This window comes from Lacibacter sp., from assembly GCF_035299325.1.
In the GTDB taxonomy this organism is placed as follows: Bacteria; Bacteroidota; Bacteroidia; order Chitinophagales; family Chitinophagaceae; genus Lacibacter.
In genome coordinates this window covers 1-12,485 of sequence record NZ_DATGWT010000028.1, presented here as the reverse complement: position 1 = coordinate 12,485, position 12,485 = coordinate 1, and the positions used below count along the sequence as shown (strand labels likewise).

Annotated in this window: 10 protein-coding genes and 1 other RNA gene; 2 read left to right on the top strand and 9 right to left on the bottom strand. The window is 41.0% G+C overall.

The genetic code is table 11. The features are described 5' to 3' along the window. Positions 1-33: 33 nt before the first annotated feature. Positions 34-1,290: a hypothetical protein gene (locus tag VK159_RS17050; RefSeq protein WP_324231373.1), complete on the bottom strand. Its 1,257-nt coding sequence runs from the start codon at positions 1,288-1,290 to the stop codon at positions 34-36. A 121-nt stretch (positions 1,291-1,411) separates the two neighbouring features. Continuing rightward, positions 1,412-1,843, bottom strand: a complete 432-nt coding sequence (locus VK159_RS17045) for an Hsp20/alpha crystallin family protein (RefSeq protein WP_324231372.1) — start codon at positions 1,841-1,843, stop codon at positions 1,412-1,414. A 205-nt stretch (positions 1,844-2,048) separates the two neighbouring features. Between VK159_RS17045 and VK159_RS17040 the strand changes: the two genes are divergently transcribed. Next, a complete protein-coding gene (locus VK159_RS17040; RefSeq protein ID WP_324231371.1) occupies positions 2,049-2,465 on the top strand; it encodes a BrxA/BrxB family bacilliredoxin in 417 nt (138 codons plus the stop codon). 107 nt (positions 2,466-2,572) lie between these two features. Continuing rightward, positions 2,573-2,948: RNase P RNA component class A (gene rnpB, locus VK159_RS17035), an RNA gene on the top strand. Between the two features lie 41 nt (positions 2,949-2,989). On the opposite strand, the gene VK159_RS17030 is transcribed toward rnpB, so the two are convergent. The 7 genes from VK159_RS17030 to topA all read right to left on the bottom strand — a co-directional run bounded on the left by VK159_RS17030 (position 2,990) and on the right by topA (position 12,398). Continuing rightward, on the bottom strand, positions 2,990-3,499 hold the full coding sequence (locus tag VK159_RS17030) for a DinB family protein (protein WP_324231370.1): 510 nt from the start codon (positions 3,497-3,499) through the stop codon (positions 2,990-2,992). A 98-nt stretch (positions 3,500-3,597) separates the two neighbouring features. Beyond that, a complete protein-coding gene (locus tag VK159_RS17025; RefSeq protein WP_324231369.1) occupies positions 3,598-5,295 on the bottom strand; it encodes a S8 family peptidase in 1,698 nt (565 codons plus the stop codon). 169 nt (positions 5,296-5,464) lie between these two features. Beyond that, positions 5,465-7,018 (bottom strand): aldehyde dehydrogenase family protein, encoded by a 1,554-nt coding sequence (locus VK159_RS17020; protein ID WP_324231368.1) that lies wholly within the window; start codon positions 7,016-7,018, stop codon positions 5,465-5,467. 129 nt (positions 7,019-7,147) lie between these two features. Further along, complete coding sequence (locus VK159_RS17015) at positions 7,148-9,073, bottom strand: TonB-dependent receptor plug domain-containing protein (RefSeq protein ID WP_324231367.1); 1,926 nt, start codon at positions 9,071-9,073, stop codon at positions 7,148-7,150. A gap of 132 nt (positions 9,074-9,205) precedes the next feature. Then, positions 9,206-9,505, bottom strand: coding sequence for a type II toxin-antitoxin system RelE/ParE family toxin (locus VK159_RS17010; protein WP_324231366.1), 300 nt, complete (start codon positions 9,503-9,505; stop codon positions 9,206-9,208). Further along, positions 9,490-9,744, bottom strand: a complete 255-nt coding sequence (locus VK159_RS17005; RefSeq protein ID WP_324231365.1) for a hypothetical protein — start codon at positions 9,742-9,744, stop codon at positions 9,490-9,492. The genes VK159_RS17010 and VK159_RS17005 overlap by 16 nt, the downstream gene beginning before the upstream one ends. 44 nt (positions 9,745-9,788) lie before the next feature. After that, positions 9,789-12,398 (bottom strand): type I DNA topoisomerase, encoded by a 2,610-nt coding sequence (gene topA, locus VK159_RS17000; protein ID WP_324231364.1) that lies wholly within the window; start codon positions 12,396-12,398, stop codon positions 9,789-9,791. Positions 12,399-12,485: the final 87 nt, after the last annotated feature.

The window sequence follows — 12,485 nt, the reverse complement described above, 5'->3', positions numbered from 1 at the left end:
TAAAAGAAGCCGGTGAATATTCACCGGCTTCTTTTATGATTTCTTTTTGTTGCGATACTTCCTGTTCACTTTCGGATCATCGAAGTATTTGTTAACGTTCTTCGGATCTTCAAAGTTGATTTCTTCCAACGGCACATCAATAAGCTGCAATTGAATTTGTTTGAGATCTGTTTTCAGCTTCGTTGTTTTTGTAATGATGTCGGGATCTTTTTCGCTCACCAGTCCATTCTCCTGAAGGATATATTCTAACCGCCTGATGCTTGTTCGCACCAATGAAACGGAGTTCTGATCATTTACTTTGTTAGGTGCCACAGCTTCCTTTACTGGTACCAGCGTTACACCAACAGCCGGCAATACACGTCCTACGTTCTTCTGATCTTCATTTTTTGATGTGCTCAGGATGGTGCCTGCTAAAGCGGAGGATGAAGATGTCATATCAAACGCCACTCTTTTATTGCGTGTATGTTTAATTTTTTTATCAAGTGTGCGGAACGTGAATTTCAGTTGCTGGATATACCTGTTGTAATCACTAACAAGTTTATCGTATTCCTGTTTTTTTAGTGGGTAGTTAATTGCATCTCTTACAATAATGCGTATAACAGCTGTATCCTTATTCCTGAATTTATCAGCGCCAATAAACAAAAGACGAAACTCTTTTACTTTTCCTGCATCATTATCTTTTACGAAGTCGTAAGGGATCCACCACACAAATTCATCCTTGCATTTGGTGATGGCGTTTTCCGGTTTTATCGGAATGCTGCTTTCGAAATTGATGTATTCAATAGGGAAGTTTCCGTTTTCACAATTCAGCACAAAACGTGCAGTATCACCTTCATCAACTGTAACAGTTGCAGATACGGATGGTCTTATTTTCGATTGAATGATTTCCGTGTTAAAGAATACGATCGTAAACACTGTATCTGCTTTTTCAACCGGGTTATTTAAATTTTGAACTCCCAGCTGCACTTTGTATTCAACATCATACTTTAATCTGCCTGAAAGAAAATAAGCTTTGTCTGCTTTGAATGTAAGCAGGCCATTGTCTTTATTAATGCGCAAACCAACAGGCGAATTCTTCAAATACCAATAATAATTTGTGATCTCTTTGTTGATCTCCAGCTTATAACTGAGTGAACTGTCTACATGCAATGTAAAGTAGGGGTTCAGGTTCCGGATACGCAATGAAGTATCCACTGCGGGTGGAATTGCATGAACAGAATCAGGAATGTCCTGTGCCTTGCTGCTCAACAGGAGAAACAAGCCGGTAAGAAGGGTTAATAGAGCTTTCATGTCGATTGTGGCGAAGATAATCATGTCTGCTTAAACACTTGTTAAGAGAAACAAAAACCCCGCTGTAAAAACAACGGGGTAACCAAAACCAACTGCTCTAAAACAAGCTATATGAAATCTATTACTGAATAGTGATCGTTTTCACCGGTTGTTGCTGTTCTGCTTTTTTAGGCAATAACAATTTCAACAAACCATTTTCGTATTTCGCCTGGATAGCTTCTGCATTGATCTTTTCATCAATTGTAAAGCTGCGTTTAAAGCTTTGGTAGCTGAACTCACGACGAACTACTTTCACATCCTCATTCTTTGCTTCTTCTTTTTTCTCGTAGCTGATTGTTAATAGGCCTTTATCTACAGAGATCTGGAAGTCTTCTTTGTTGCGACCAGGAGCGTTCAACTCAAGATGATAAGCATCAGAAGTTTCAAGGATGTTTACTGCAGGTGAAAAGAGATTATTTACTGTTTTACCAAATGCAGGTAACTCATTGAAAAACTCATCAAAGATGTTGTTGAGGTTTTTCTGAACGGGGCTGTGCAATTTTACCATTGTCATAGTATTAAAGTTTTAATTGTTTTTAATAATGGTATGAAATCATCAAAGCATATTCCAACAGGGTTTTCTGCGTCTTCATTTCAGATTTGTGAACTTAAATGCGACAAAAAGTCTACTATGCTGCAATTATTCTGTCAAAATTTCTTTTTTCGCTGATTGAATTTTCAATTCCTGTAGCTTTGCATAAAATTTAAACTATTACATTATGTATCCAGCAGAAATAGTATTACCCATGAAAGGGGAAATGACCGAAGGTGGTTTTGATGAATTGTTATCAGCAGAGTCGGTTGACAGTGCGTTAACGCAAAAAGGAACGAGTCTTGTTTTTATTAACTCAGTATGCGGTTGTGCAGCAGGTAGCGCAAGACCAGGTGTGTTGATGGCTGTAAATAACAGCACAAAACGTCCTGATCATTTGTTGACCAGCTTTGCAGGCTTTGATATTGATGCAGTGAAAAAGATCCGTGAGCATCTGTTGCCTTATCCTCCAAGTTCACCCGCTATTGCTTTATTCAAAGATGGTCAGTTGGTTCATTTTATTGAACGTCACAACATCGAAGGCCGTCCTGCACAGATGATCGCACAAAATCTCATCAGTGCATTTGAAGAACATTGCAATTGATCAACTCATTTAGTTTTAATTGTGTTATCCCTCAACTTCGGTTGGGGGATTTTTTATTGGTTGAATAAGTATGACATACCTCAACACGATATCTTATTTTTGCAGTTACTGTAAACTAAGCTATCGTTTCCTGTTTACGGGAAGAGGAAAGTCCGGACAGCATAGAGCAACGTACCGGTGAAGAGCCGGGTGCTTCGAAAGAGGCAACAGAAAGTGCCACAGAAAATAACTACCGCACTTGTGTGGAAAAGGTGAAAACGTAGGGTAAGAGCCTACGGTCCCGCCCAGTAATTGGCGGGAGGGGTAAACCTTGCGTGCTGAAATGCCACATATACCGTCGCCTGAGAACGGCTCGTTCGATGACGGAGGGTAGGCAGATTGATCCTTCAGCGTAAGTTGTTGGACAGATAAATGATAGCTACGTCCACCTACGCTAAGCTTTGGTGGATATGACAAAATCCGGCTTACAGGTTTGCAGTATTTTAAAACATCAGGCTCCCGATACAACGGGAGCCTGACCTTTTTTACAAATATCGTTCTTCCAAGATCCGTTTATGATGGAGGAAGTGGCCCAGTGTTACAAACCCCATTGCATTTACGGTAATGGAGTTGTTATTGGCCATGCCACTGGTATTTAATTCCTTCCAGGAGAAACTATTGAACAAAAACTCGCTGCTCTTACGAACGGCTCTGAACTCATCGGCCAATGATTGTATTGTGCGTTTGCTCACATCAGCAATGGCGGCATATTCATTTTCATCGAAACCGCTTAATGGAGCTGCGCTTTGGCGGGCAAACCATAATGCACGGTGTGCGAAAATGCGTTCAGCATCAATCATGTGCTGCAATAATTGTTTCACGGTCCATTTGCCGTCAGCATAAGCATGATCAGCTTTTGAATCCGGTATTGATGCAAGAAAAGAATCGAGTACTGCAAATTGATTTTCGAAAGCTTTCTTCACATCATCTTCCTGTACATTCATTACATACTTGTGATAAAAAGAAGCGTAGTCGTTAGTGGTTGGTCTTGACATGATAATCAGGTTTTGGCATATGCATAACAGCAAACTGTCATAGATATTGTAAACATAAAAAGAAAACCCGCTGAAAAGCGGGTTTTATATTCAAAGTGTTATCCTTTTTTCGATTTCTTAACTTTTGGTTTGGGTTGCGGCTTTGGCGAAGGTTGTACAGTTTCGTTACGTTCTCCTTTTAAGGTTGCTGCAATCTTCACTGCTTCATATGCGTTTAACAAACCTCCTGTGCGGCTGAAGTTAGCAAAATCTTCTTTTTGCTCACTGCCGGGTTTTGTTACCTGCATATTTGGATTAACTGAACCTTTTTCAATACAATACTTCACCTGCTCCGGTGTAAGATCAGGGTAGTAGGAGAGAATGAATGCAGCCAGGCCTGCTACAACGGGGCTTGCCATACTGGTACCTTGTGCAAATCCGTACGTGTTGCCGCCGGGGATTGTTGAATAGATCTTTACACCAGGTGCAAATACATCCACTTCTTTTTTACCATAATTGCTGAAATCAGCAGCGAGACCACCTGTTTTAGGATCACCACTTGCACCAACGGTAATAAAGTTGGGAGCTTTCATTTTTGTTTCAACGATGTTTGGGTTAGGGTAGTTTTCGGAACTGTCAACATTCTTACCATCGTTACCTGCTGCATGAACTAGCAATACACCTTTGCTTTGCGCATAGCGTACAGCATCATCAACCCATTTCTTTTGCGGTGAAAAGCTTTTACCAAAACTCATATTGATCACCTTTGCACCATTATCAACTGCATAACGGATAGCGAGTGCAATATCTTTATCGTGCTCGTCACCGTCAGGCACTGCACGGATGCTCATGATGCGTACATCGTTTGCTACACCATCAACACCAATACCATTGTTACGAGCTGCTGCAATAATACCTGCCACATGGGTGCCGTGGAAAGGAGTATTGGCCATTACATCGGGGTTGCCGTAAAAACGATCATTGAAATCGTAGTAATTATCTTTTACAATTTCACCACGATAATCTTTCGGAGCAATAGTTGGAGCTTCTGCTTTTTTCTCTTGGCCTTTATAATAACTTGTAAATTCTTTAATGATGAATTCGTTGTTGGCATCCATCAGCTCAAACCCTTTGAACAAGGCAAACATGGTGGATTTTGCATCAGCCTCTTTTGAATTAGCAGGTTTAAATGATGCAAGATCATTGCCGGTATATTCAGGTTTGAATTTCAGTTTCAATAAACTATCAGCAAGAGTGGATTTGTTATATAAACCACGCAGGAAAACTACCTGTGTTTGTGCTTCGGTTGAGCCATGTTCAATATCACCTTGTGCTTTTTTGAAAATGCGGTACTCTTCTTTTTCAATAGCTGATAATTTGCTTTCATCCACTGTGCCACCATACTTTGGTTTCAATGCATGATACAATCGTGCTGCTTCGTAAGAATCTTCTTTTACATTCTTACCATCTTTGCCTCCAAGAAAATTCCAGCCAAAGTAATCATCTACATAGCCGTTCTTGTCATCATCAATTCCGTTATTGGGAATTTCTTTTGGGTTACGCCACAATACCGGTTTCAGATCTTCGTGCAAAGTATCAATACCACTATCGATCACCGCAACGATCACGGTTGTACTTTTCCGGTTTTTTACAAATTCAAAAGCCTGGTCAAGGCTGATGCCGTAAAACCCATCGGTTGATTTATTTTTAAGATGCCAGCCTTTAAACTGATCTTCTTTTACAGAAGCCTGGGAGAAGGCACAGATTGAAGAGAGGGCGAATACGGATGTTACAAGCAACACTTTGTTTAACTGCATATGTTTTTCTTATTTTAAACGATTTGTAAAGTTGCAGCATGTTGGGCAAATAAATATACCGTTTACCCACATTTTGCAGATTTTTTTGAGTGAAACAGCCGCCCTCATTGCATTTGAGGCGGCTGTAGATTAGTCGTTAAATCTCTTGGCGAAAGCTGTTAACGGATGCTTAAATATCAAACTTAATTCCCTGAGCCAGAGGCAGATTTGTTGAGTAATTGATGGTGTTGGTTTGCCGGCGCATATAATTTTTCCAGGCATCGCTGCCACTTTCACGGCCGCCACCGGTTTCTTTTTCACCACCAAAGGCGCCGCCTATCTCAGCACCGCTTGTTCCGATATTTACATTGGCAATACCGCAATCGCTGCCTGCAACAGATAAAAACTGCTCCGCTTCACGCATGTTCAACGTCATGATGGAAGATGATAAACCCTGTGGCACTCCATTTTGAATAGCGATCGCTTCATCAATGGTTTTGTATTTCAACAAATAGAGAATAGGAGCAAAGGTTTCGTGCTCCACAATTTTGAAATTTGGTTTTGTTTCAGCTATGCATGGTTTTACGTAACAGCCACTTTCATAACCTGCTCCTGATAATACGCCGCCTTCAACAATGAAATGTCCACCTTCTATTTTACATTGTTCAATAGCCTGTAAATAGTGTTTCACCGCATCTGTATCGATCAATGGACCCACATGATTGCTTTCATTCAACGGATCACCAATGCTTAATTGTTTATATGCAGCAACTAATTTTTCTTTTATTATATCGTAAATTGATTCATGAATAATCAAGCGACGGGTTGTAGTGCAACGTTGCCCTGCAGTACCAACTGCACCAAACACTGCTCCACGGATAGCAATGTTCAGATCAGCATGTTCGCTGATGATGATGGCATTGTTGCCGCCAAGTTCTAATAAACTCCGGCCTAATCGTTGACCAACTGCTGCGCCAACTGCTTTGCCCATTCTTGTACTTCCTGTTGCAGAAACCAACGGCACTCTTGTATCGTTACTCATCCATTCACCAATTTCTCTGCCGCCTTGTATCAAACAACTCACACCTTCGGGCACATTGTTTTTTGCAAACACTTCTGCAACGATGTGTTGACATGCAATGCCGCACAATGGTGTTTTTTCTGATGGCTTCCAGATGCACACGTCGCCACAGATCCAAGCCAACATTGTATTCCAGCTCCATACAGCTACGGGAAAGTTGAATGCAGAGATAATGCCAACGATGCCCAATGGATGCCATTGTTCATACATGCGATGCAATGGACGTTCGCTGTGCATCGTTAATCCATGTAACTGACGGGAAAGGCCAACTGCAAAATCGCAGATGTCGATCATTTCCTGTACTTCACCATAACCTTCCTGTAAGCTTTTGCCCATTTCATACGAAACCAAGCGACCGAGCGGTTCTTTCTTTGCACGTAATGCTTCACCGATCTGGCGAACAATTTCTCCACGTTTTGGTGCCGGCCATGTGCGCCATTCTGCAAAGGCGGCTTGCGCTTTTGCAATCACTGTTTCATATGTTGCTTTATCTGCTGAAGTAACTGATGCAATTGTTTTTCCATCAACAGGAGAGGAGGAGGTAATTAATTCACCTGTTGAAGCTAACCAGTTTACGCCTGTTGAAACGCCGCTGTTCTGTGCTTTGATGCCGAGTTGTTGAATAAAATCATGCATACGATCAATCGTTTTTATGGACTGCAAATATCAAGAAATTAGTTTGTATAAAAGAAGGGGTGAGTTTTTATAACCCACCCCTTCTTTTATCCTTTGTGTAACAGTCTGCCGCCCCTCCACGGAGGGGATAGACAGTTTGATGTTTGAAGCTCTTAATTATAAGTTCACTTTTACTCCACCCATTACCCAACGAGTGGGCATAATACTGCCAAGCAAATCGCTGTAGCGACGGTTGAAAATATTATCGACCTGTGCAAATACGCCCAGTTTATCTTTCAGAAGAAATAGATCTACACGGGTATTCAAAATAAAATAATCTTTACTGATAGCAACAAATGGTGCAGCAATTGGTTGCGGTCGTCGTGCTTTCAGCATACCGGTTGTACTCACGGCAATTTTTTTGTAACGGTACATCACATTAAAGTTGAACATTTCCCTTGCATGATTTGAAACGTAGAGCGAAGGAATGGTATCACTGCTGCGGCTTCGCATCCAAACAAAACCAAGTCCACCGGATAAAGAATGTTTATCACTAAACTGATGCGTGTACTGTACATCGGTTTCAATACCCGTAGTGTTTACTTTATCGATATTGTTTGCCAGATAATAATTTCCTCCGGGAACAAGATTTACCTGGCGTGGCATGTTTGCATAAGTAGTGAAGATGTAGTCGATCAGGTTTTGCTGAAAACGTTCAAACCAGGTGGTTGAAATTTTTAATGAAGAGTTCAGATAATAATCAGCGCCAACTTCATAACTCAAGGAGGCTTCTGAAATCAGATCAGGATTACCGATACGTTGACCTGATGGAACAGGGTTACGCTGATAGTTGTTAAAACGCTCTGTGAAATCAGCATCTCTTGTTGTGCGACCAACACTTCCACGAAATAAAAATGATTCGTAACGATATGATGCATTCAATTGCGGTATCAATTCCCAGCCGGCACGTTCATTCCAATCAACACGCAATGCAGGATTCAATTGTAATGCTTTCCCGAACTTTTGATTTAATACAACAAATGCACCTGCATTTGATACTTCATGATTACCTCTGTCGTTTGAAACAATTTTGCGGCTGATGAATTGCACACCAGAGGTAATTGTTGATTTGTCATTTATTGCATAATCGTGCAACACCAATGCCTGGAACAAAGAAGAGTTGTTCACATTTGCACTAACAGCTTTGCGAAAACGATATACGTCATTTGCTTCTTTATATCCTGCATCAAACGAAAAACTATGTTTGTTTTTTTTGTGCATGAATTTGAGATGATGCCAACGACTGATGACTGATTCAGTTGCAGTATCGCTTAAGAAAGTTGTATAAAAATTTTGTGCATTGAAATCACGGTCATCATAACCAAAGCGATAAGCAACACTTGTATTTTCTCCAAGCTTTTGTTTAACCGAAGCAGAAATAGTGGTAAGGTTGAAATAACCTTTTGTGCCACGCAGTTGTTGTCCTTTTGTATTATTTGTAATTACACCAACTGATGCCGTTGTATTCTTTTGATGAATAAAAGCACCGGCTTGTGCGTTGAATAAACCAAAATCACCGGCAGTTAACTGTGCATTGATCTTATGTCCGTTTGTATTTTTCTTTGCAGCAAAAGTTTTGCTGATGATATGAATGACACCGCCAACTGCTTCAGTGCCATAAATTGCAGATGACGCACCTTTCAATACTTCAATGCGGTCGATCTCAGCCGGAGAAATAGGAATATAAGAACTGAAGTGGCCTGTTAACGGATCATTTAAACGGATACCATCAAGTATCACCAATACCTGTTGAAATGTACCACCACGAATTGTGAAATCAGCTTGTGCACCCATTGGTCCACGGCTTTGTACTTCTACGCCGGGAACATACCGTAGTAATTCATCGATCGACTGCACCGGAAGTTTTTGCAGTGCATCCCCTTTAATAATTAAAATATTTCGGCCGGTCTTTGAAGCGCTTACAGGAGTTAAAGATGCAGTAATAGTAATTGGATCGAGTTCAATTTCTTTTTCCTGGGCAAAGCTGTTGTTGAGTAAACCCATGAAAGCAATACCCATGAGTTGAAGTTTTCTCAGTTTCATCGTTTGAGGTTTATAATCGCCGCAAAGATATAGGGAGTCGAAGTGTAAATGACCGATTTTCCTAAATGAAAAATACTAATGAATGAGCGTTATTGTAAATGGCAGTTCGTGCAATCGGTTGAATAGTTGTTATTACTCAAACTTATTTTTATCCGGATGTTGTCTTGTGTCGAATAATGAGAGAATATAAATTTTTGATTCAAGGAATTGGTAGTACAGTTTATTGTGTTTTGTGAGAACAATACTTCTGATCGAATTATCTTTTTCAGATGCAATGCCTAAAAGAGGAAAAACAGCAATCCGTTCAATTCTTTCTTCTGTTGTGTTGATGAAGTGTAGTGCAACGGTCTCAGACCATTCATTTTTCAGATAAAAAATAATCTGCCTGTAATCTTCCTCTGCATGCAAAGTCCATATTACTTCGTAAGCCATTCTCTTGACTTTGCTTTAACAGCATCATGCGATACAACTTCTGCATTTTCAACCTGAAGTTTTGCTTCATTTAATCTTACGATCTGCGCAGGAGCTAATTCATCAATAATATCTTTCTGATTAGGAGAGAGGTAGGCTTCTGTTGCTTCTTCGAGTAACTGCAAAGCAACTTCATCCTGTAGTTGAGCAACCTGGTCGTAAATCTTTTGTTTCAGTTGTTCAATGTTTTTCTTTTCCATAGTTGAATTTACAAAAAAAAAGTCCCGTTTAACGGGACTTTCGATTATTTCTTCGTCGCAGCCTTCTTTGGCGCTGCTTTCTTATTGGCTGCCTTCTTCGTAGCCGCTTTCTTTTTCGTAGCTGCTTTTTTTGCAGCCGCTTTTATTTGTTTTGAGAAAGCGCCCGGCATCTGTGCTTCGATCATTTTCTTAATCTCTTCCACCGGCATTTGTGCTACTTCTTCTGTGGTATATTTTTCGCCGTCTTTCTTCTTATCGATTTTCAGCATCTTTTTACCAAAGCGGATGAAAGGTCCCCAACGACCGTTCTCAACTGCAATATTTTCATCGGGCCAGCGCACGATAAAACGATTGGCTTCTTTCTCCACCTTTGCTTCAATCAGTTCATTGATATCGTTCGCAGAAAGATTTTCGAAATCATAGCGCTTTGGTACATTGATAAACAAACCATCCCATTTAATGAACGGGCCAAAACGTCCCTTGCCTTTTGTTACCGGTTTGTTTTCAAACATGGCAACAGGCGCATCGGCTGTTTGTTTTTCTTTGATGAGTTCAATAGCACGATCCATTGTTACTTCTAATGGTTCTTCGCCACGAGGAATAGAAATGAACTGCTCACCAAATTTTACATATGGTCCGAAGCGACCAACATTCACACTCACTTCTTCACCTTCAAATTCACCAAGCGTCAATGGAAGTTTGAACAGATCCATTGCTTCTTCGTAGGAGATGGTCTCAATACTTTGATTTTTACGCAACGCAGCAAAACGTGGTTTCTCTTCATCACTTACATCACCAATTTGCACCATTGGTCCAAAGCGGCCCATACGTGCAACGATCTTTTTACCACTTTCAGCATCTACACCTAATTCACGTTCGCCTTTAATACGTTCAGCATTTTCAATGGTGTTATCTACATCACGTTTAAACGGACTGTAGAATTCTTCCAGCATGGCATTCCACTTCAACTTTCCTTCGGCCACATCATCAAACTCACCTTCAATATGTGCGGTGAAACCATAATCCATAATGCTTTCGAAATGTTGTTTCAAAAAATCTGTTACCACCAAACCAAGATCGGTAGGGAAGAGTTTTGATTTTTCTGCACCTGTGTTTTCCTGTTCCATGCTTTTGCTCACAGTATCATTCTTCAACTGCAATACACGGAAATCACGACGTACACCTTCTTTGTCACGTTTTTCTACATAACCTCTTTTTAACACGGTAGAAATAGTTGGTGCATATGTCGACGGACGACCAATTCCCAACTCCTCGAGTTTTTTTACTAGCGATGCTTCGGTATATCTTGGAGCAGGACGGGTGAAACGTTCCGTTGCATTCATTTCATTCAATGGTAGTTGTTGACCAACTGCTAACGGTGGCAGCATGCCTTCCTGTGTTTCATCTTCGTTGATATCATCATCATCTTTGTCTTCACGATATACTTTTAAAAAGCCATCAAACTTTAATACTTCTCCTTCGGCTTTTAATTCTTCATTGTTGGTAGAAATCGAAATATTGGCTGTGGTACGTTCCAGTTCAGCATCTGCCATTTGGCTGGCCATCGTACGTTTCCAGATCAATTCATACAAACGTTTCAGATCCTGGTCTTCAACCGTTGTATTTTCCATGTAAGTGGGGCGGATGGCTTCATGCGCCTCTTGTGCACTTTCATTTTTGTTTTTGAACTTGCGGAACTGGTGATATTTATCGCCATACATACCTTTTATAGTACGTGTGAGATCACCAAGAGCCGTATCACTCAAGCTAACACTATCGGTACGCATGTAAGTAATCTTACCGCTTTCATACAACTTTTGTGCAAGCTGCATAGTGCGGCTCACTGAGTAGCCAAGTTTTCTGCTGGCTTCCTGTTGTAAGGTTGAAGTGGTGAAAGGAGGTGCCGGTGATTTTTTACCGGGGCGCACCTGTATGTCTTTTACCTTATAGTTAGCGCCCTTGCAACTGTTCAAAAACTTCTCTGCATCATCTGCCGTGTTTTGCTTTTTAGCTTCGGCTTTGAACGTCACGTTGCGATCGCTCAGATCTTTGGCGGTAAATAATGCCTCTATTTTAAAGGAAGAAGTAGCAGTAAATGCATTGATCTCACGCTCACGTTCGGCAATTAGGCGAACGGCCACACTTTGCACACGACCTGCGCTGAGGTTGTTGCGCATACTCATCTTGCGCCACAGAACAGGGCTGAGTTCAAAACCCACGATACGATCGAGGATGCGGCGTGCCTGCTGTGCATAAACCAGGTCCATATTTACTGTGCGTGGATTCTGTACGGCTTTTTGAATAGCAGGTTTAGTGATCTCGTGGAACACAATCCGCTTTGTTTTGTAGGGATCGAGGCCCAATACTTCACATAAATGCCAGCTGATGGCTTCCCCTTCACGGTCCTCATCCGTTGCCAGCCATACTTCGTCACTTTTTTTGGCCAGCGCTTTCAGGTCTTTTACCACCCGTTCTTTTTCATCGGGTACAATATAGCGGGGTTCGAAATTATTGTTGACATCAATACCCATTTCATCCTTTTCGAGGTCACGGATATGACCATAGCAACTTTTCACCTCGAAGTCTTTTCCGAGGATCTTTTCAATCGTTTTTGCTTTCGCAGGGCTCTCTACAATCAGTAAATTCTTAGCCATAAGTTGGTTGAACAAGCCGGTTTTTTTGCGGACATCGGCAGCACAATATTATAAAATGATTGATAAATGGACGAAAAGAATGGGGAA